The 19,643-nt window shown below is 68.5% G+C and carries 19 protein-coding genes and 1 tRNA gene; 17 read left to right on the plus strand and 3 right to left on the minus strand.

The window, feature by feature from the left end:
• The first annotated feature begins 4 nt into the window (after positions 1–4).
• On the plus strand, positions 5–1,441 hold the full coding sequence (pyk, locus tag Ato02nite_RS40940; RefSeq protein ID WP_213012088.1) for a pyruvate kinase: 1,437 nt from the start codon (positions 5–7) through the stop codon (positions 1,439–1,441).
• Entirely contained in the window at positions 1,438–2,322 is an 885-nt protein-coding gene (locus tag Ato02nite_RS40945) for an acyl-CoA thioesterase (RefSeq protein WP_213012089.1), read from the plus strand. Before pyk ends, Ato02nite_RS40945 begins: the two co-directional genes overlap by 4 nt.
• On the opposite strand, the gene Ato02nite_RS40950 is transcribed toward Ato02nite_RS40945, so the two are convergent.
• Positions 2,283–3,092 carry a DUF308 domain-containing protein gene (locus Ato02nite_RS40950; protein ID WP_246608016.1) on the minus strand — a complete coding sequence of 270 codons (810 nt, stop codon included), beginning with the start codon at positions 3,090–3,092 and terminating at the stop codon, positions 2,283–2,285. The genes Ato02nite_RS40945 and Ato02nite_RS40950 overlap by 40 nt on opposite strands.
• A gap of 164 nt (positions 3,093–3,256) precedes the next feature.
• Between Ato02nite_RS40950 and Ato02nite_RS40955 the strand changes: the two genes are divergently transcribed.
• On the plus strand, positions 3,257–3,808 hold the full coding sequence (locus Ato02nite_RS40955) for an RNA polymerase sigma factor (protein ID WP_213012090.1): 552 nt from the start codon (positions 3,257–3,259) through the stop codon (positions 3,806–3,808).
• Positions 3,809–3,834: 26 nt separating this feature from the next.
• The gene (locus Ato02nite_RS40960) at positions 3,835–4,578 is read left to right on the plus strand and encodes a hypothetical protein (RefSeq protein WP_213012091.1); all 744 of its coding nucleotides are present in this window, start codon (positions 3,835–3,837) and stop codon (positions 4,576–4,578) included.
• A 289-nt stretch (positions 4,579–4,867) separates the two neighbouring features.
• Here Ato02nite_RS40960 and Ato02nite_RS40965 read toward each other — a convergent pair.
• Positions 4,868–4,941, minus strand: a tRNA-Leu gene (locus Ato02nite_RS40965).
• Between the two features lie 132 nt (positions 4,942–5,073).
• Here Ato02nite_RS40965 and Ato02nite_RS40970 point away from each other — a divergent pair.
• The 11 genes from Ato02nite_RS40970 (at position 5,074) to Ato02nite_RS41020 (ending at position 16,868) form a co-directional block, all read left to right on the plus strand.
• Positions 5,074–5,697, plus strand: a complete 624-nt coding sequence (locus Ato02nite_RS40970) for an ANTAR domain-containing response regulator (RefSeq protein ID WP_203807669.1) — start codon at positions 5,074–5,076, stop codon at positions 5,695–5,697.
• A gap of 213 nt (positions 5,698–5,910) precedes the next feature.
• A complete protein-coding gene (locus Ato02nite_RS40975; RefSeq protein WP_213012092.1) occupies positions 5,911–7,080 on the plus strand; it encodes a branched-chain amino acid ABC transporter substrate-binding protein in 1,170 nt (389 codons plus the stop codon).
• A gap of 79 nt (positions 7,081–7,159) precedes the next feature.
• Complete coding sequence (locus Ato02nite_RS40980; RefSeq protein ID WP_213012093.1) at positions 7,160–8,110, plus strand: branched-chain amino acid ABC transporter permease; 951 nt, start codon at positions 7,160–7,162, stop codon at positions 8,108–8,110.
• A complete protein-coding gene (locus Ato02nite_RS40985) occupies positions 8,107–9,249 on the plus strand; it encodes a branched-chain amino acid ABC transporter permease (protein ID WP_213012094.1) in 1,143 nt (380 codons plus the stop codon). Before Ato02nite_RS40980 ends, Ato02nite_RS40985 begins: the two co-directional genes overlap by 4 nt.
• 53 nt (positions 9,250–9,302) lie before the next feature.
• The gene (locus Ato02nite_RS40990; protein ID WP_213012143.1) at positions 9,303–10,133 is read left to right on the plus strand and encodes an ABC transporter ATP-binding protein; all 831 of its coding nucleotides are present in this window, start codon (positions 9,303–9,305) and stop codon (positions 10,131–10,133) included.
• Positions 10,123–10,833: an ABC transporter ATP-binding protein gene (locus tag Ato02nite_RS40995; RefSeq protein WP_213012095.1), complete on the plus strand. Its 711-nt coding sequence runs from the start codon at positions 10,123–10,125 to the stop codon at positions 10,831–10,833. The genes Ato02nite_RS40990 and Ato02nite_RS40995 overlap by 11 nt, the downstream gene beginning before the upstream one ends.
• A gap of 20 nt (positions 10,834–10,853) precedes the next feature.
• On the plus strand, positions 10,854–11,774 hold the full coding sequence (locus Ato02nite_RS41000; protein ID WP_213012096.1) for an ABC transporter substrate-binding protein: 921 nt from the start codon (positions 10,854–10,856) through the stop codon (positions 11,772–11,774).
• A 5-nt stretch (positions 11,775–11,779) separates the two neighbouring features.
• Entirely contained in the window at positions 11,780–12,787 is a 1,008-nt protein-coding gene (locus Ato02nite_RS41005; protein WP_213012097.1) for an amino acid ABC transporter permease, read from the plus strand.
• Positions 12,784–13,548 carry an amino acid ABC transporter ATP-binding protein gene (locus tag Ato02nite_RS41010; protein WP_281419889.1) on the plus strand — a complete coding sequence of 255 codons (765 nt, stop codon included), beginning with the start codon at positions 12,784–12,786 and terminating at the stop codon, positions 13,546–13,548. The genes Ato02nite_RS41005 and Ato02nite_RS41010 overlap by 4 nt, the downstream gene beginning before the upstream one ends.
• A gap of 55 nt (positions 13,549–13,603) precedes the next feature.
• Positions 13,604–16,297 (plus strand): DNA polymerase I, encoded by a 2,694-nt coding sequence (gene polA / locus Ato02nite_RS41015; RefSeq protein WP_213012098.1) that lies wholly within the window; start codon positions 13,604–13,606, stop codon positions 16,295–16,297.
• Positions 16,298–16,505: 208 nt separating this feature from the next.
• The gene (locus Ato02nite_RS41020; protein ID WP_246608017.1) at positions 16,506–16,868 is read left to right on the plus strand and encodes an ArsR/SmtB family transcription factor; all 363 of its coding nucleotides are present in this window, start codon (positions 16,506–16,508) and stop codon (positions 16,866–16,868) included.
• Between the two features lie 67 nt (positions 16,869–16,935).
• Here Ato02nite_RS41020 and Ato02nite_RS41025 read toward each other — a convergent pair whose 3' ends face one another.
• Entirely contained in the window at positions 16,936–17,763 is an 828-nt protein-coding gene (locus Ato02nite_RS41025) for a class I SAM-dependent methyltransferase (protein WP_213012146.1), read from the minus strand.
• A gap of 181 nt (positions 17,764–17,944) precedes the next feature.
• On the opposite strand from Ato02nite_RS41025, the gene Ato02nite_RS41030 reads away from it, so the two are divergent.
• A complete protein-coding gene (locus Ato02nite_RS41030) occupies positions 17,945–18,091 on the plus strand; it encodes a hypothetical protein (RefSeq protein ID WP_213012099.1) in 147 nt (48 codons plus the stop codon).
• The gene (gene rpsA / locus Ato02nite_RS41035; protein WP_213012100.1) at positions 18,088–19,599 is read left to right on the plus strand and encodes a 30S ribosomal protein S1; all 1,512 of its coding nucleotides are present in this window, start codon (positions 18,088–18,090) and stop codon (positions 19,597–19,599) included. The genes Ato02nite_RS41030 and rpsA overlap by 4 nt, the downstream gene beginning before the upstream one ends.
• Positions 19,600–19,643 lie beyond the last annotated feature (44 nt).

Below are 19,643 nucleotides of genomic sequence, written 5' to 3' on the forward strand. Positions count from 1 at the left end.
CCTGATGGCTGTGACACGCCGCGTAAAAATCGTCTGCACCATGGGCCCCGCCACCGCCTCCGCCGAGCGCATGCTCGGGCTTGTCGAGGCGGGCATGGACGTGGCCCGTATGAACTTCAGTCACGGCAGCCACGAGGATCACCAGAAGATCTACGAGCTGGTCCGGGAAGCCGCCCGGCAGACCGGCCGGGCCGTGGCCGTCCTCGCCGACCTGCAGGGTCCGAAGATCCGGCTGGGGAAGTTCGCGAACGGGCCGCACGTGTGGAGCACCGGTGACCTGGTCACCATCACCAGCGACGACGTGCTCGGCACGCCCGACCGGGTGTCCTGCACCTACACGAAGCTGCCGGAAGAGGTCAAGGTCGGCGACCGCCTGCTGATCGACGACGGCAAGGTCGCCGTCGAGGTCGCCGCGGTCGAGGGTCACGACATCCGCTGCCTGGTCATCGAGGGTGGCCCGGTCAGCAACAACAAGGGCGTCTCGCTGCCCAACGTCGCGGTCAGCGTGCCGGCGATGAGCGAAAAGGACGAGCAGGACCTGCGCTTCGCGCTCAGCCTCGGCGTCGACCTGGTCGCCCTGTCGTTCGTGCGCTCGCCCGACGACATCAAGCTCGTGCACAGCATCATGGCCGAGGAGGGCAAGACCGTCCCGGTCATCGCCAAGGTCGAGAAGCCCGAGGCGGTCGACCACCTCGAGCAGATCGTGCTCGCCTTCGACGGCGTCATGGTGGCCCGCGGCGACCTGGGTGTCGAGCTGCCGCTCGACCAGGTGCCGCTGGTGCAGAAGCGCGCCGTGCAGCTCTGCCGGGAGAACGCGAAGCCGGTCATCGTGGCCACCCAGATGCTCGACTCGATGATCGAGAATTCGCGCCCGACCCGCGCCGAGGCCTCCGACGTCGCCAACGCCGTGCTCGACGGCACCGACGCGGTCATGCTCTCCGGCGAGACGTCGGTCGGTAAGTACCCGGTGCTCACGGTCAGCACGATGGCCAAGATCGTCACGACCACCGAGGGTGGCTCGATCCCGGTCCCGCGCCTGCAGCACGACCCGCGCACGCACGGTGGCGCGCTCACCGTCGCGGCCTCGCAGATCGCCCGCAACATCGGCGCGAAGGCCCTGGTGGCGTTCTCGCAGACCGGTGACACCGTGCGGCGGCTCGCCCGGCTGCACTGTGAGCTCCCGCTGTTCGCCTTCACCCCGGTCGCCGAGGTGCGCGACCAGCTGGCGCTGAGCTGGGGCGTCGAGACGTTCCTGACCGACTTCGTGGAGCACACCGACGACATGTTCCGGCAGGTCGACGCGAAGATGCTCGGGCTCGGCCTGGCCAAGCCCGGCGACTACGTGGTCGTCGTGGCCGGCTCCCCGCCGAACGCCCCCGGTTCCACCAACACGCTGCGGGTGCACCAGCTCGGTTCGCTCGTCGACCCGGCGGCGGTGTGACCTTGCCGCTGCACGGACAGGCCGCCGTCGACCAGCTTCTCGAGATCCTCGACCTGAAGCAGGTCGACGCGGCCACGTTCGTGGGGGAGAGCCCGCAGACCGGTGCCCAGCGCGTCTTCGGCGGCCAGGTCGCCGGTCAGGCCCTGGTCGCGGCCGGTCGCACGGTCGACCCGTCCCGGTTGGTGCACTCGTTGCACGGCTATTTCGTGCGGCCGGGTGACCCGACCGAGCCGATCCAGTTCACCGTCGAGACGATCCGCGACGGGCGGTCCTTCTCGGTGCGGCGGTCCACCGCCCAGCAGCACGGCCGGACGATCTTCTTCATGTCGGCGTCGTTCCAGGTGCGCGAGGAAGGCCTCGACCACTACCTGCCGGCGCCGGTCGACGTGCCCGGCCCCGACGAGGTGCCGACGATGGCCGACTGGGTGCGGAAATACCCGTCCCGGGCCGGCATCTTCGCGTCGTCGCCGCAGGCCATCGACGTGCGGTACGTGGGCGTGCCGGGCTGGGTGCCGCCCGGTGACCGGGGCGCCAGCGAGCAGCAGCGGGTCTGGATGCGGATCAACGGCACGCTGCCGGACGACCCGCTGATCCACGCCTGCGCGCTCGCCTACGCCTCCGACCTGTCCCTGCTCGACTCGGTGCTGTCGGCGCACGGCGAGGTGTGGGGCCCGGGCGGCGTGATCGGCGCGAGCCTCGACCACGCGCTCTGGCTGCACCGGCCGTTCCGGGCCGACGAGTGGTTCCTCTACGACTGCACCAGCCCGTCCGCCTCGGGCAGCCGGGGCCTGGCCACCGGGCGGATGTTCACCCGGGACGGCACGCACATCGCGAGCGCCGTTCAGGAAGGGCTGCTGCGCCGGGTCGGCGAACGCAGGTAATCGTCCTCTTCGTCAACCGCGTCCGGAATGTCGTTCTCCGGCGTGTGGTGTGCCGCGGTGGCCGACACGCCGGCCTGGGCAAGCATGAGGTCCAGGTCGGCGGTGGTTCGCAGCACCTCGTCGTGGAAGTCCTTCGGTGCCCCGCCGGCCCGGTGCCGGGCCCGGCCCGCCTGCGGCGTGGCGTCGAAATCCTCCCGGCCGGCCGAATAGCCGACCACTCCGGCTTCGCGTTCCGGTGACAACTGCAAAACGTCATGGCGTACGCCGGAAACCTCCCGCAACCGCAACGCCGTCACCAGATCGGCCACCGCACGTAGCAGCCCGAGCCCGCCGAGCAGCAGAATCATCGGGTCGGCGGCGCGGGCGAGCGGACCGGCCGCGTAGAAGCCCAGCCCGGCCTGCGTCACCCCGAGTGCCATCATCAGCCCCCAGGTGCGGTCGGTGCCCCGGTTCATCGTCGACACCGCGATGTCCAGCGCGCCCCGCACCATCAGGAACCAGCCCACCAGGGACGCCGGCGTCGCATAGCTCGAACCGGGATCGAGCAGCAGGACCACGCCGGTCACCGTGAACAGCCCGGCCATGCCCGCGTTCAGCCACCAGGTGCGGGTGCCGGCCAGCGCTCGCACCCCCTCGCACAGCGCGCCGAACAGCACCACCGGCCCGGCCACCTCGGCCACGCCGACCGGCTCCAGCCGCAGGACGCTCCACGCGATCGCCAGCCATGCCACCCCGGCGAACATCAGGAAGCCCCACATGCTGTCACGCATGACCGTCAGGGGTGCGGAACCGGACCACAACATGGGGCCTCCAGCGAAGGTGTCCCTGCCATGACAACATCCGCGCTGACGGCCGGGCCGGGGTTCGGGCAGATTCACAGCGCTCCCTCAGGGGTAAGGCAGCGGGTAGCCCCCCAGCACCCGGGAGTCCCCTCGTGCGCCGTCCCGCCCCGACGCGACCACCCACCGAGATCGACCTGGAGGACGCGCTCCGCGCCGCCCAGGACGGGGACCCGCGCGGCTTCGCCACCCTGTGGCGCGGTCTCCAGCCGGCCGTTCTGCGCTATCTGCGGGTGGTGGTCGGTGAGCAGGCCGAGGACGCCGCGAGCGAGACGTGGTTGCAGGTCATCCGCGATCTCGGCCGGTTCCACGGTGACCTGGGCGCGTTTCGCGGGTGGCTGTTCCGGATCGCCCGGCACCGGGGGCTGGATGAGAAGCGCCGCCGGACCGCCACTCCCATCTCGGAACCGCCCGCCAGCCCGGATGCGGCCACTCTCGCTCTCGAGGACGAGGGCACCGCGTGGGCGGTCGGGTTGATCGCGACCCTGCCGCCCGACCAGGCCGAGGCCGTGATGCTGCGGGTGGTGGCCGGCCTCGACGTCGCCGCCACCGCCCGGGTGCTGGGCAAACGACCCGGCGCGGTGCGCATCGCCACGATGCGCGGGCTGCGCCGGCTGGCCGGTTCGCTGGGGGGTGTAACAGGATGAGGCTCCCGCGCGCTCTTCTTCATGCGATGCGTACGAGAAGAATCCACCGCATCGGCCCCGCCGAGGCCGAACGCCTGGTCGCCGGCGACCCAGCTGGTCCCGATCTCGCCGCACTGAAGAAGCTCCTGGACGCCGCCCGTGCCCCCGCTGCGGTGTCCGAGCTCACCGGCGAGAAGGCCGCGGTCGCCGCCTTCCGTGCGCATCGCACCCGTGCTGCCCGGGCCGCCCGGCGGCCGGCGAGGACGCGGGTCGGTGTCGTGACCGTGGCGACCGGCCTGGCTCTCCTTGTCCTCGGCGGAACCGCCGTGGCGGCCCGGACAGGCAACCTCCCCCAGGATGCCCAGCAGCACGCACATCGCCTGTTCTCGGCGCTGGGCGTACCAGCGCCGAGAACAGGCCCGTCCCCTGCTCCTACCCCCGCTCCGTCCTCGTCCCGGCCGGTCCCCACCCGGCCGGCGTCCCCGTCGCCCTCGCCCTCGCCCTCGCCGGACATCACCGCGCTGGGCTGGTGCGAGGCCTGGCGTGGGGCTCCCGGCCGGACCCCGCTCGCCCGGGACGACCGGCGACGGCTGGCGATGGCGGCCGGGGGAGAGGAGCGGATACCGGGTTTCTGCTCCCGTCCTTCGCCCGGCGCGCACAGCCGGTCAGTGCCGCCGGTCACGCCGTCCCGGTCGCCGTCAAGATCGACGTCACCGAGTGCCGCCGAACCGGGCACCCGTTATGCCAGCCCGCCGGTGTGGGATCGGGCATCGCCGGATATGCCTCGATGACCGTGGATTCGTTTACAGAGGCGTAACGCGTGAATGCGCGATTGTTGCCGTTCTATGCGTCACGATTCCTGGACCGGCGCGACGCGAAACCTTCCGGCCAGAGGTGCCGGAATTCGAAAGTTCTGCGCCCGGGCGGTGTGGTGGCGAAAGAGCGGATCCGGGGTGGTGAGCTGATGCTGGTTCCCGAGTTGGATCATGTGGGAGCGCCGGTGGGAGCGTGGATGCGGGCGGAAATACCGGGGCCCCTGGTGATTACCGCGCGCATTGCGTGCGGTTTTGACAATTCTTGTGCCCCCGGTGGGATTCGAACCCACACTGTATGGTGTTTGAGACCATCTTCTCTGCCGGTTGGAATACAGGGGCCGACGGTCAACCTGGCTGCCACAAGTTGGCGACGCCAGGATGAGCTTCCGACAGCCTACCCACTACGCTTAGGGCGGCGATACCCACATACCGGGGTGTCGCGACTTCGGGAGTGTTGGGGGTAGAGGTTCCGTGGCCGACACGCAGGCTGGGGCCGATCGCAAACGGGTGCTGATCGCCGAGGACGAGGCCCTCATCCGGTTGGATCTGGCCGAGATGCTGGTCGAGGAGGGCTACGACGTGGTCGGCGAGGCCGGCGACGGCGAGACCGCCGTCCGCCTGGCCGAGGACCTCCGTCCGGACCTGGTCATCCTCGACATCAAGATGCCGATCATGGACGGCCTCGCGGCCGCCGAGCGGATCGCCGGCGGGCGCATCGCCCCGGTCGTGATCCTGACCGCGTTCAGTCAGCGCGACCTGGTCGAGCGGGCCCGCGCCGCCGGCGCGATGGCCTACCTGGTCAAGCCGTTCCAGAAATCCGACCTCGTGCCGGCGATCGAGATCGCCCTGTCGAGGTATTCGGAGATCGCCGCGCTCGAGTCCGAGGTCGCCGGGCTGACCGACCGCCTCGAGACCCGCAAGTCGGTCGAGCGGGCCAAGGGCGAGCTGATGACGAAGTACCAGATGACCGAACCACAGGCGTTCAAGTGGATTCAGCGCACGGCGATGGACCACCGCATGACGATGCGTGAGGTTGCCGACCGGATCCTGGCCGAGGGTCAGGAGGCCGGCGGAGCTCAGGCAACCACAAGTTGATCTAGCGGAAACACGACTGTTGTAACACCTTCTCCTGCCTGGGCGTCTGTGCACGTAACGGTTCGGTGAAAGCCCGATCGAAGTCTTTTGGCAGGCAGCGAACCTGGGATAGCGTCCCGGCCCATGACGGGCGCAGCGTGGTCGCGCGGGCACGCAAGTGCCAATCGACCAGCGGTGGCTCGGTGGGTTCGGTATGGAGGAGAGGTTCCAACCTTGAGGCAGGTTCTCGCACGAGCCATCGGCGGGGTGGCCATCATCGGGCTCATCGCCGGTGCCGCTGCTTGTAATAAGGACACAAGTAGCAGCAGCGACACGGCGAGCGGCTCGAACTGCGGCTACAAGCTCGCATACTTCGGCGCTCTGACCGGCTCGGCCGCCAACCTCGGTGTGAACATCGAGCAGGGCTTCGAGCTGGCCATCAACCAGTACAACAAGACCAAGGGTTCCGACTGCATCACCGTTGCGAAGTTCGACTCGCAGGGTGCGGCCGAGGTCGCCCCGGGCGTCGCCCGGAACCTCGTCGCGGACAAGAAGATCCTCGGCGTCGTCGGCCCGCCGTTCTCCGGCGAGTCCGAGGCCGCTGACCCGATCTTCGAGGCGGCGGGCATCCCGACGATCACCCCGTCCGCGACCCGCGTGTCGCTGTCGGCGAACGGCTGGAAGACGTTCCACCGCGCGGTGGCCAACGACGACGCGCAGGGCCCCGCGGCCGCGGCGTACATCAAGGACACCCTGAAGGCCACCAAGGTCTTCATCGCGGACGACCAGTCGGCGTACGGTGCCGGTCTGGCCGACGTCGTCAAGTCCAAGCTCGGCTCGCTGGTTGTCTCCTCGGACAAGACCGAGGGCGACGGCAAGCAGACCGACTTCTCGGCGCTGGTGCAGAAGGTGACCTCGTCCGGTGCGACCGCGCTGTTCTACGGCGGTTACTACACCAACGCGGGCGTCATCCGTAAGCAGCTGACCGCGGCCGGCTGGAAGGGCACCCTGCTCGGCGGCGACGGCATGAAGGACCCGGGCCTGTCCAAGGCGTCGGGCGTGGCTGCCGCTGTCGGCACCGTCGTGACCTGCCCGTGCTCCCCGCCTGAGGCGGCCGGTGGCACGTTCGTCAACGACTACAAGGCGCAGTGGAACGTCGCCGCCGGTACCTACTCGGACGTCGCGTTCGACGCGGCGAACATCTTCCTGCAGGGTATCGACGCCGGTAACACCACCCCGGAGAAGCTGAACACCTACCTGTCCACGGTGAACTACAAGGGCATCGCGAACACGTACAAGTTCACCTCGACCGGTGAGCTCGACCCCACCCTGATCAAGGTGTGGGCGTTCAAGTTCGACCAGAGTGGCGACGCCAAGTCCGACGTGGAGATCAAGACCTCCTGATCGCGCAGTAACTCTTCGTAGGGCCGGTGTGGCCGGATGATCTCCGGCCACACCGACCTCGTCGTTTTGGAGCCCCTCTGTGAACTTCTCCGGCCTGATCAACGATTTCGGGCCGCTCACCGTGACCGGGCTTGCACAGGGCGCGATCATTGCCCTGTTCGCACTGGGCTACACCCTGGTCTACGGTGTCCTGCGGCTGATCAACTTTGCACACTCCGAGGTCTTCCTCCTCGGCACCTACGGGTGCCTCATCGCCTGGGGATGGTTCGGCCTCGACCAGAACTCGAAAGCGCCGAACTTCGGCGCGATGCTCGCCTACATGGCCCTCGGGCTGGTGGTGGCCATCGTCGCGTCGGGTCTCACCGCGCTCGCGGTGGAGCTGGTGGCCTACCGGCCGCTGCGCCGCCGTAACGCCCCGCCTCTCGCATTCCTGATCACGGCGATCGGTGCGTCGCTCGCGATCTCGGAGACGGTGGGTGTTCTGACGCACCGCAATCAGAGGGGTGTCCCGCCGATCATCCAGGCCCGGACGGTCATCACGATCGGCGACACGCACATCACGAACCTGCAGATCCTGATCGTCGTCCTGGCGCTGGTGATGATGTTCGTGCTCGACCGCTTCATCAACGGCTCGCGCCTGGGCCGGGGCATCCGCGCGGTGTCCCAGAACCCGGACAGCGCGGCGCTGATGGGCGTCAACAAGTCCCGGGTGATCTCGCTGGTCTTCCTCCTCGGCGGCCTGATGGCGGGCATCGCCGCGGTGATGTACGACCTGAAGATCGGCGTCACCAAGTACGACGCGGGTTTCCTGCTCGGCATCGACGCGTTCACCGCCGCGGTGCTGGGCGGCATCGGCAACCTGCGGGGCGCGCTGCTCGGTGGCCTGCTCCTGGGTGTGCTGCAGAACTACGCGGCCGGCCTGTTCGGTTCGCAGTGGCTGCACGCGGCGGCGTTCGTGCTGCTCGTGCTGATCCTGCTGTTCCGTCCGACGGGCCTGTTGGGTGAGTCTCTCGGAAGGGCACGAGCATGAGTGACACCGCAGTGGCCCCTCCGAAGGCCAAGCAGAACTTCCGCGGCAACGGCGGCGTTCGCGGCTGGTTCGGCCGGCAGCCGACCTGGGTGCGGGCGATCGTGACGCTCGTGGCGCTGGGGCTGGCGATCCTGCTGCCTTACGCGGGCGACGTCCCGCTGATCGGCCCGCAGATCGTCACCCAGGGCATCGACTGGCCCTCGTCGCTGTTCAACATGTCCTACTACGTGCTGCTCGCGCTGGGCCTGAACGTGGTGGTCGGTTATGCGGGCCTGCTCGACCTCGGTTACGTGGGCTTCTTCGCGATCGGGGCGTACGGCACGGCGCTGCTGACCTCGAGGGACAGCCTGCTGTACGCGCACTCGGGCTGGTCGTGGCTGGCGGCGGCGCCGGTGGCGCTGGCGATCACGATGGCGGCGGGCCTGATCCTGGGCTGGCCGACGCTGCGGTTGCGCGGCGACTATCTGGCGATCGTGACCCTCGGCTTCGCCGAGATCATCCGCATCGTGGCCACCAGTACGCCGAACTTCCTGCGCGGCGACCGGGGCTTCACCAACATCCCGCACCCGCCCGGCCAGGGCGCGGACGGCAAGCCGATCTTCGGCGTGACCGACGCGACGCCGTACTTCTGGCTCGGCCTCGCGGTGATCGTCGTGGTCATCCTCGGCGTCCGCAACCTCGACCGCAGCCGGGTCGGCCGGTCGTGGCTGGCGATCCGCGAGGACGAGGAGGCCGCCGAGATCATGGGCGTCCGGACCACCCGCTTCAAGCTGTGGGCGTTCGCGATCGGCGCGTTCATCGGTGGTCTCGGTGGTGTGCTGTTCGCCGGCGAGCAGGGCTTCATCAACTCGCAGACGTTCGTGCTCCAGTTCTCGATCCTGGTGCTGGCCGGTGTGGTCATGGGCGGTTCGGGCAACATGGCCGGCGCGATCCTGGGTGGTGCGCTGATCTCCTACATCCCGGACCGGCTGCGCGGTATCTCGGACCCGTTCTTCCACACCGACCTGTATGAATACCGGTTCGCGATCTTCGGCGTCGTGATCATCGTGATCATGGTCCTGCGCCCGCAAGGTCTCATTCCCAGCCGGCGCCGGGCGATGGAGCTCAAGGACCGGGAGAAGGAGGTGGCTCCGCTGTGAGCGAGCCGCACATCGAGACTCCGGAGGAGCTCGACCGTTCCGACGCCCGTCCGGTGGACGAGCCGGCTCCGACCGGCGGATCCTCCCCATCCTCCTCGGCAACCGGCGATCCGGATCTTCTGCTGGAGGTCGACCACGTCACCCTGCGGTTCGGTGGTGTCGTGGCGCTCAACGACGTGAGCTTCTCACTGCGTCGCGGGGAGATCTTCGGTCTGATCGGCCCGAACGGGGCCGGCAAGACCACCTGCTTCAACGCGATGACCGGCGTCTACCAGCCGACCAGCGGAGCCATCCGGTTCCAGGGCGAGTCGCTCGTCGGCAAGAAGAAGCACGAGATCACCCGGGGCGGCATCGCCCGCACGTTCCAGAACGTGCGGCTGTTCCCCGAGATGACGGCGCTGGAGAACGTCATGGTGGGCGCCGACGCGCACCACAAGACGAGCGTGCTGAGCGCGCTGTTCCGGCTGCCGCGGTTCTGGCGGGAGGAGAAGTCGGGCCGCGAGCGCTCGATGGAACTGCTCCGCTTCGTCGGCATCGCGCACCGAGCCGGCGACGTCAGCCGCAACCTCTCCTACGGCGAACAGCGCCGGCTGGAGATCGCCCGGGCGCTGGCCACCGACCCGACCCTGCTCTGCCTGGACGAGCCGGCCGCCGGCTTCAACCCGGCCGAGAAGGTGGATCTCCTCGCGCTGATCCGCCGGATCCGGGACACCGGCGTCACGGTCCTGCTGATCGAGCACGACATGCGCCTGGTCATGGGCGTCACCGACCGGATCGTGGTGCTGGAGTTCGGCAAGAAGATCGCCGAGGGGACGCCCGCCGAGGTGCGGGACAACCCGGCGGTCATCGCCGCGTACCTGGGGGTTCCGACCGATGCTGCTTGAGCTTGAGAACGTTTCCCTCGCGTACGGCCGCATCCAGGCCCTGCACGGCATCAGCCTGAGCGTCGCGCAGGGCGAGATCGTCGCCCTGATCGGCGCCAACGGCGCCGGGAAGTCCACCACGATGCGGGCCATCTCCGGTCTGCGCCCGGTCTCGGAGGGTTCGATCCGCTTCGACGGGCAGGACATCTCCAAGCTGCGGGCCGACCTCCGGGTGATCCGGGGCGTCTCCCAGTCGCCCGAGGGCCGGGGCATCTTCCCGGGCATGTCGGTGCGGGAAAACCTGGAGATGGGCGCCTACACCCGGAAGAACAGGGCCGAGATCGACGAGGATCTGCAGCGGGTGTTCACCCTGTTCCCGCGGATGAGGGAGCGGGAGAAGCAGTCCGGCGGCACGCTGTCCGGCGGTGAGCAGCAGATGCTCGCCGTGGGCCGGGCGCTGATGAGCCGGCCGAAGCTGCTGCTGCTCGACGAGCCGTCGATGGGTCTCGCGCCCATGCTGATCCAGCAGATCTTCGACATCATCGTGGAGATCAACCAGCAGGGCACCACCGTGCTGCTCGTGGAGCAGAACGCCCAGCAGGCACTTTCCCGGGCACACCGGGCGTACGTTCTGGAGACCGGACGGATCGTGAAGGAAGGCACCGGCGCCGAACTTCTGCACGACCCGGCGGTCAAGGACGCCTACCTCGGCGTTGCTTAATTTCTCTTGAGGAGACATCCATGTTCCGCACCACCCCTGGCCGTCGGGCGATCCTCGGGCTGGCACTTGCGGCGGCGCTGACCACCTCGGTCGCCGCCTGCGGCTCGGAGTCCGGCGACGACACCGGCAGCAGCACCCCCACCGGCGCCTCGTCGGCGAGCACCGCCGTCGACGCGGCCCTGGTCGCGAAGCTCCCGGCCGACATCAAGTCGGCCGGCAAGCTGACCATCGGCACCGACTCGACGTACGCGCCGAACGAGTTCCTCGACGCCGACGGCAAGACCGTCATCGGCTTCGACGTCGACCTGTTCAACGCGGTGGCGGCCAAGCTCGGCCTGACCACCGAGTGGCAGTCGGCCAGCTTCGACAGCATCATCCCCGGCGTCACCAGCAAGAAGTACAACGTCGGCGTCTCGTCCTTCACGATCAACGCGGACCGCCTGAAGGAGACCACCATGGTCTCCTACTTCTCGGCCGGCACCCAGTGGGCGGCCAAGGCCGGCGCCACGATCAGCGCGGACGACGCGTGTGGCAAGAAGGTCGCCGTGCAGACCGCGACCGTGCAGGTCGACGACATCACCGCCCGGTCGAAGAAGTGCACCGACGCCGGCAAGGCGAAGATCACGATCGACCAGTACCAGGCGCAGTCGGACGCGACCAACGCCGTGGTCACCGGCAAGGACGACGCCATGCTGGCCGACTCCCCGATCGGCGCGTACGCGGTGAAGCAGACCAACGGGCAGCTCGCCCTGGTCGGCGACATCTACGACTCGGCGCCGTACGGCTATGTGGTGGCGAAGGACCAGGCCGACGGCCTGGGCGCGGCCCTCGAGGGCGCGCTCGAGGCGCTGATCGCCGACGGCACCTACAAGACGGTCCTGACCAAGTGGGGCGTCGACGCGGGCGGCATCACCGACCCGGCCGTCAACCCCACCGTCTGACCCTTATGTCGGACCAGACACAGACCGACCGGGCACGGCCTGAACCCATCCAGGCCGTGCCCGTCCGGCACCCAGGACGCTGGCTGGCGATCGCGGTTCTCGCCGTGCTCACCGCGATGTTCCTGCACCTGATCTTCACGAACGATCAGTTCCGGTGGTCGTTCATCTTCAGCTCGTACGAGCCCGGCAAGCGCGGTGTCATGTTCACCGAGCCGGTTCTCGACGGCCTGCGCGGCACCCTGCTGCTGACCGTGACGTCGATGGTCATCGGCGTCGTGCTCGGCGTGATCATCGCGATCATGCGGCTGTCCGACAACTGGATCCTGCGCGGGGTCGCGTTCGTCTACACCTGGTTCTTCCGGGCCGTACCCCGGCTGGTCCTCGCCGTGCTGTTCGGCAACCTGAACATCCTGTGGGACCGGATCGGCTTCGGCCTGCCGTTCGACCAGCAGATCGGCAAGCTGTTCGGCATCGATGACCTGAACGCGCAGTTCTACAGCATCAAGGCCAGCGACCTGCTGGCCGGTTTCGTGGCCGGCATGCTCGCGCTCGGCCTGTCCGAGGCGGCCTACATGGCCGAGATCGTCCGGGCCGGCATCCAGTCGATCGACCCCGGCCAGGGCGAGGCGGCGACCGCGCTCGGTCTCTCCCGCGGCCAGGTGCTGCGCCGGGTCGTGCTGCCGCAGGCGATGCGGGTGATCGTGCCGCCGACCGGCAACGAGATCATCGCGATGGTCAAGGACACCTCGCTGGTCGCCTTCGTACCGGTCACCTACGAACTGTTCTTCCAGCTCAACGCGATCAAGGCGCGCACCTTCGTGGTGCTGCCGGTGCTGGTCGCCGCGGTGATCTGGTATTTGATCATCTGCACCGTCCTGATGATCGCGCAATACTTCGTGGAGCGGCACTTCGGCCGGGGCTACGGCGCTTCCGGGCGGGCCCGGCAGCGATTGCGGAACATCCAGGCGGAGCAGGGCGGCGTTCCGGCTTCGGAGAGTGGGGCGGCGACATGAGTACGGAGATGGTGCGCGCCGACAACGTGCACAAGTCGTTCGGCTCGCTCGAGGTACTCAAGGGCGTCGACCTGGTGGTCAACTCGGGCGAGGTGTGCTGCGTGCTCGGCCCCTCCGGTTCCGGCAAGTCGACGTTCCTGCGCTGCGTCAACCACCTCGAGAAGCTCAACGCCGGGAAGATCTTCGTGGACGGCGACCTGGTCGGCTATCACGAGCGCGGCGGCAAGCTGCACGAGATGAAGGGCAAGGAGGTCGCCCGGCAGCGCCGGTCGATCGGCATGGTCTTCCAGCGTTTCAACCTCTTCCCGCACATGACCTCCCTCCAGAACGTGATGGAGGCACCCTGCCGGGTGAAGAGGGAGAACAAGGCTGAGGTACGCGAGCGCGCGGCGTCGCTGCTGGAGCGGGTCGGTCTCGGCGACAAGATCGACGCGTACCCGGGCATGCTCTCCGGTGGTCAGCAGCAGCGGGTCGCGATCGCCCGGGCCCTGGCCATGCGTCCCAAGCTGATGCTGTTCGACGAGCCGACCAGTGCCCTCGACCCGGAGCTGGTGGGCGAGGTGCTGGACGTGATGAAGGACCTGGCCCGGGACGGCATGACCATGGTGGTCGTGACCCACGAGATCGGCTTCGCCCGCGAGGTCGGCGATCAGGTCGTCTTCATGGACGGTGGGGTCGTGGTCGAGAAGGGCACGCCCGCCGAGATCATCGCCAATCCGCAACACGAACGAACCCAGGCATTCCTCAGCAAAGTGCTGTAAATGCGACCGGGGCGGTCAGCGTTGTTGTCGTACCTCAGGTCTAGAGTTCCCTGACGTGAGCGACGACGCCCTGACCCCCCGTTTGCTGCTGCTCGACGGCCACTCCCTGGCCTACCGCGCGTTCCACGCGCTGCCGAAGGACAACTTCAGCACGGTGACCGGGCAGCACACGAACGCCGTGTTCGGCTTCACCTCGATGCTGATCAACATGCTGCGCGACGAGAAGCCCACCCACATCGTGGTCGCGTTCGACGTCTCCCGCGTCTCCTTCCGCACGGAGAGATACCCGGAATACAAGGCCGGCCGGTCGGCGACGCCTCCCGAGTTCCTGGGTCAGGTCAGCCTGATCAAAGAGGTCCTCGACGCGCTGCGCATCCCTTATGTCGAGAAGCCCGGCTTCGAGGCCGACGACGTCCTCGCCACCCTCGCCTGCCAGGCCCGCGACGCCGGCATGGAGGTGCTCATCTCCTCCGGCGACCGCGACGCCCTGCAGCTGGTCGACGACCACGTCACGGTCCTCTATCCGAGCCGCGGCGTCTCCGAGGTCTGGCGGATGACCCCCGCCCTGGTCGAGGAGAAGCAGCTCGTCCCGCCGCACCTCTACCGCGACAAGGCCGCCCTGGTCGGTGAGAGCAGCGACAACCTGATCGGCGTCCCCGGCGTCGGGCCCAAGACGGCGGCCAAGTGGATCACCGAGTTCGGCGGCATCGAGGGCGTCGTCGCCAACGCCGACAAGATCAAGGGCAAGGCCGGCGACAGCCTGCGCGCCCATCTGTCGTCGGTGATGCTCAACTACGAGCTCAACGCGTTGCGCAAAGACCTCGAGCTTCCGATCCGCCCCGAAGACGTGCGCTGGCACGGGTGGGACCGCGAAGCCGTCCACCAGGTGTTCGACGCCCTCGAGTTTCGGGTGCTGCGCGAGCGGCTCTACTCCTACCTCGACGCCGTCGAGCCCGAGGCCGAGGCCGGCTTCGACATCGCCGGTTCGGTTCTCGCCGTCGGCCAGGTCGCCGGATGGCTCGCCGCGCATGCTCTCGAAGCCCCGGTCGGGGTGGCGGTAAACGGCACCTTCGGGCGGGGCACCGGCAATCTCACCGGTGTGGCCGTGTCCACCGGCGACGGGCCGGCTGCCTGGTTCGACCCCGCCGTTCTCGACGAGGCGGACGAAAAGGCCGTCGCCGCATGGCTTTCGGATCCCTCGCGGCCGAAGGTGGTGCACGACGCCAAGCCGGCCTCGCTGGCCATGCGCGCGCACGGGTGGTCCCTTTCCGGCGTACGGGTCGACACCGCCCTCGCGGCCTACCTGGCGAAACCCGACCAGCGCGCCTACGACCTCACCGACCTGGCCCTGCGCTACCTGAAGCGCGAGCTGCGGGTCGAGGAACCGGACAACGGCCAGCTCACCATCGAGGGCTTCGGTGACGACAAGGGCGCCGCCGAGGAAAACCTCATGCTGCGCGCCCGGGCCACCCTCGACCTGGCCGACGTGATCACCGAGGAGTTGTCCCGCGACGGTGGCGAGTCGCAGACCCTGCTCACCGAGGTGGAGCAGCCGCTGTCGCAGGTGCTCGCCGAGATGGAGCACCTCGGCATCGCCGCCGACACCGAATACCTCTCCGAGCTCGAGGCGCACTTCGCGGCCGAGGTGAAAGCGGCCCAGCAGGGCGCGCACGAGGTCGTCGGTCGTGAGTTCAACCTCGGCTCGCCCAAGCAGTTGCAGGAGATCCTGTTCAACGAGCGGGGCCTGCCCAAGACCAAGAAGATCAAGTCCGGCTACACCACCGACGCCGACGCGCTGCAGAGCCTCTTCGCCCAGACCGGCGACCCGGTGCTGCACCACCTGCTGCGGCACCGCGACGTCGCGAAGCTCAAGTCCACGGTCGACGGTCTGCTCAAGTCCGTCTCCGACGACGGCCGCATCCACACCACGTTCAACCAGACCGTGGCGGCGACCGGCCGGCTCTCGTCGACCGACCCCAACCTGCAGAACATCCCGATCCGCACCGAGGAGGGCCGGCGCATCCGCCGCGCCTTCGTCGTCGGCCAGGGGTTCGAGCAGCTGATGACCGCCGACTACAGCCAGATCGAGATGCGCATCATGGCGCACCTGTCCGGCGACGAGGCGCTGATCGCCGCGTTCAACTCGGCGTTCGACTTCCACGCCGCCACCGCGTCGTCGGTATTCCACGTCCCGGTGGAGGAGGTCGTCCCCGACCAGCGCCGCAAGATCAAGGCGATGAACTACGGCCTCGCCTACGGCCTGTCCGCGTTCGGCCTGTCCAACCAGCTGACCATCGGGGTCGACGAGGCCAAGGCCCTCATGGAGGAGTATTTCCAGCGGTTCGGCGGCGTCCGCGACTACCTTCAGTCGGTCGTGAAGCGGGCGGTCCAGGACGGTTACACGGCGACGATCCTCGGCCGCCGGCGATATCTGCCCGACCTCTCCAGTGACAACCGCCAGCGCCGTGACATGGCCGAGCGGATGGCGCTGAACGCCCCGATCCAGGGCTCGGCCGCCGACATCATCAAGGTCGCCATGCTCCGGGTCGACGCCGCCATCAAGGAGGCCGGCCTGCGGTCCCGCATGCTCCTCCAGGTCCACGACGAACTCGTCTTCGACGTGGCGCCCGGCGAGCGCGAGACCCTGGAGGAGCTGGTCCGCCGCGAGATGGGTGGCGCCCACCCGCTCTCGGTCCCGCTCGAGGTCTCGGTCGGCTCCGGCCGCGACTGGAACGGCGCCGACCACTAGCGCCCCGCTCCTGGCTCGATGCGGGCTGGGAGCGAGCGCAAAGAGTCCTGAGTGTTGTGGCGGCGCCATTGCTCCTGCCTCCCACAAGCCGTAGGACTGGCGGTGACGATCGGTCCCGTGGGCGGTAATGTTCGGCGCGGCGGCTGCTTGAGAGCGGAGGGGTCGTGGTGGGACGTCGTTGGTTTCGGAGCGGTGTGAGGCTGGCGGGATGTTGAGCAAGATGACCGAGGGGACCGCGGCCGCGGTGGCTGACGACGGTGCGCCGATCGCGCACGCTCCGCTGGACGCCGCGCAGGCGAGCCGGTTCGCTCCGATGTTCAAGGCGCTCGGCGACCCGGTGCGTCTCCGGCTGCTTTCGATGATCGCCTCGGCCGGCGGGGGCGAGGTCTGCGTCTGCGACCTGACCGGCGCCTTCCACCTGACCGGCCCGACGATCTCGCACCACCTGCGGGTGTTGCGCGAGGCCGGCCTGGTCGACAGCGACCGCCGCGGCACGTGGGTCTACTACCGCCTGATCCCGGCCGGCCTGACCGTGCTGGCCGCCCTCCTGGACGCCGGCACCTTCCTCTGAGCTCCGCGGCCGCCGGCGGTCTGATCGCGCCTGCGGCCGCCTTCCGGTCGTCGGCCTCAGGGCCCGCTCAGTGCCGCGGCGCGTTTGCCGGGAGCGGCGCGGGCAGGTCGGCGACGAAGATCGCGGTGCCGGGGAAGAGGCGGCCGCGCAGCGGGCTCCACTGGCCCCAGATCTGCTCGTGGCCGGCCGGCCATTCGGGCTCGATCAGGTCGCGGAGCACGAAGCCCGCGGCCACCAGCTCCCGGATGCGGTCGCCCAGGGTGCGGTGCTGCTCGACGTAGGAGGGCTGGCCGTCGTCGTCGATCTCCACGTACGGCGTCCGGTCGAAGTAGGAATTTCTGGCGATCAAGCCGGTTTCATCCGGTTCGTCCCAGAAAATCCAGCGCATCGGGTGAGTGATCGAGAAGACCCAGGTGCCGCCGGGGCGCAGGACGCGGGCCACCTCCCGCATCGCGGCGCCCGAGTCCGCCACGAAAGGGATCGCCCCGAAGGCGGTGCAGACAATGTCGAATACGCTGTCCGCGAACGGCAGAGCCAGTGCGTCGGCTTGCACCAGCGGCACGCGTACACCCGAGCGCTCGGCCCCGGCCCGCGCATGCCGCAGCATGCCCGCCGAGAGATCCATGGCCACGACGTTCGCGCCCTGGCCGTCGAGCCACCGCGCGCCGGCGGCGGCGCCGGCGCCCAGCTCGAGCACTCTCTTGCCCTTGACCTCGCCCAATAGATGAGCGTCGGACTCGCGCAGGCCCTCCGGACACCAGACGAAGTCCAGATCGCCCAGGAATTTGCCATGCTCAGCTTGGTACTCGTCGGCGTCCAGATCCCACCAGGAACGGCTGGCGACACGGCTTTCGGCATCGCTGACCGAGCGGCGATGCGGGAGTGGGGTGTCGATCACGGGGCAACGGTACGGCAGGGCGTGGTGCCGCCCTGATTCGGCATATTACGGGCATGCTACGAGGTTTCCCCCGAACATTGTGCCGCCGTCGTGAGGAGGGCTTGCAACCTGTGGTAATGCGCACGGTAAGCTAGTCGATGCGCTCGCGGATCGTGTGCCTCGGCAGGGAGCAGGTTCCGTGGTCGTCGGTCTCGACATGATCGACTGCAAGGATCTGATCTTCCCGGTCTGGTCTTTCCCGCTCGGTTGTGTCGTGCCCGCCGGCAGTTCCGCGGAGCGCGAGAGACACCACGAATCCATCCGTTCGGAGCAACTGTCCACATGACGAGCAGCATCGAGGCCACCTCGAGCGCCAACAAGGTCACCGTCGACGATCTCGGGTCCGAGGAAGCATTCCTCGCCGCCATCGACGAGACCATCAAGTACTTCAACGACGGCGACATTGTCGAAGGCACCGTCGTCAAGGTCGATCGGGACGAGGTCCTGCTCGACATCGGCTACAAGACCGAGGGTGTCATCCCCTCGCGCGAGTTGTCGATCAAGCATGACGTGGACCCCGCGGAAGTGGTGTCGGTCGGTGACCACATCGAGGCTCTTGTTCTCACCAAGGAGGACAAAGAAGGCCGCCTGATCCTCTCGAAGAAGCGGGCGCAGTACGAGCGCGCCTGGGGCACCATCGAGAAGATCAAGGAAGACGACGGCGTCGTCCGTGGTTCGGTCATCGAGGTTGTCAAGGGTGGCCTCATCCTCGACATCGGCCTGCGCGGCTTCCTGCCCGCGTCCCTGGTCGAGATGCGTCGCGTTCGCGACCTCCAGCCCTACGTGGGCCGGGAGCTCGAAGCCAAGATCATCGAGCTGGACAAGAACCGCAACAACGTGGTCCTGTCCCGCCGTGCCTGGCTGGAGCAGACGCAGTCCGAGGTTCGCACCGAGTTCCTCAACAAGCTGCAGAAGGGCCAGGTCCGCAAGGGCGTCGTCTCTTCGATCGTCAACTTCGGCGCGTTTGTCGACCTCGGTGGTGTCGATGGTCTGGTGCACGTCTCCGAGCTGTCCTGGAAGCACATCGACCACCCCTCCGAGGTCGTCGAGGTCGGCCAGGAGGTCGAGGTCGAGGTGCTCGACGTCGACCTGGACCGTGAGCGCGTCTCGCTGTCGCTGAAGGCGACCCAGGAAGACCCGTGGCGTCAGTTCGCCCGCACCCACGCGATCAACCAGATCGTGCCGGGCAAGGTCACCAAGCTGGTTCCGTTCGGTGCGTTCGTCCGCGTCGACGACGGCATCGAGGGCCTGGTGCACATCTCCGAGCTGGCCGAGCGGCACGTCGAGCTGCCCGAGCAGGTCGTCCAGGTGGGCTCCGACGTCCTCGTCAAGGTCATCGACATCGACCTGGAGCGCCGCCGGATCTCGCTGTCGCTCAAGCAGGCCAACGAGGGCTTCGTCGAGGGCGAGGAGCACTTCGACCCGACCCTCTACGGCATGGCGGCGACCTACGACGCCGAGGGCAACTACATCTACCCCGAGGGCTTCGACCCCGAGACGGGTGAGTGGCTCGAGGGCTTCGAGAAGCAGCGCGAGACCTGGGAGAAGCAGTACGCCGACGCTCGCGAGCGCTGGGAGGCCCACACCAAGCAGGTGCAGGCATCCCGCGACGCCGACGCCGAGGCTGCGCTCAACCCGACCCCGGTCACGGCTGGTGCTCCCACCGCGACGTCGTCCTCGACCACGTCGAGCTCGCCGGCTCCGGCGCGCGCTTCCGAGGAGCCGTCCGGCACCCTGGCCACCGACGAGGCTCTCGCCGCTCTGCGCGAGAAGCTCGCGGGCGGCAAGGCCTGACGCAGTAATCCGCCGAAAGGCCGTCCCGACTCCGGTCGGGGCGG

The sequence above is a fragment of the Paractinoplanes toevensis genome (assembly GCF_018332695.1).
GTDB lineage: Bacteria > Actinomycetota > Actinomycetes > Mycobacteriales > Micromonosporaceae > Actinoplanes > Actinoplanes toevensis.

What these genes read in the sequence shown, in the direction of transcription:
- pyk (WP_213012088.1), top strand. Translation starts at nt 5, where the DNA reads ATGGCTGTGACACGCCGCGTAAAAATCGTCTGCACCATGGGCCCCGCC.
- Ato02nite_RS40950 (WP_246608016.1), bottom strand. Translation starts at nt 3,092, where the DNA reads ATGCGTGACAGCATGTGGGGCTTCCTGATGTTCGCCGGGGTGGCATGG.
- Ato02nite_RS40960 (WP_213012091.1), top strand. Translation starts at nt 3,835, where the DNA reads ATGCGTACGAGAAGAATCCACCGCATCGGCCCCGCCGAGGCCGAACGC.
- Ato02nite_RS40985 (WP_213012094.1), top strand. Translation starts at nt 8,107, where the DNA reads ATGAGTGACACCGCAGTGGCCCCTCCGAAGGCCAAGCAGAACTTCCGC.
- Ato02nite_RS40995 (WP_213012095.1), top strand. Translation starts at nt 10,123, where the DNA reads ATGCTGCTTGAGCTTGAGAACGTTTCCCTCGCGTACGGCCGCATCCAG.
- Ato02nite_RS41000 (WP_213012096.1), top strand. Translation starts at nt 10,854, where the DNA reads ATGTTCCGCACCACCCCTGGCCGTCGGGCGATCCTCGGGCTGGCACTT.
- Ato02nite_RS41005 (WP_213012097.1), top strand. Translation starts at nt 11,780, where the DNA reads ATGTCGGACCAGACACAGACCGACCGGGCACGGCCTGAACCCATCCAG.
- Ato02nite_RS41010 (WP_281419889.1), top strand. Translation starts at nt 12,784, where the DNA reads ATGAGTACGGAGATGGTGCGCGCCGACAACGTGCACAAGTCGTTCGGC.
- Ato02nite_RS41020 (WP_246608017.1), top strand. Translation starts at nt 16,506, where the DNA reads ATGTTGAGCAAGATGACCGAGGGGACCGCGGCCGCGGTGGCTGACGAC.
- rpsA (WP_213012100.1), top strand. Translation starts at nt 18,088, where the DNA reads ATGACGAGCAGCATCGAGGCCACCTCGAGCGCCAACAAGGTCACCGTC.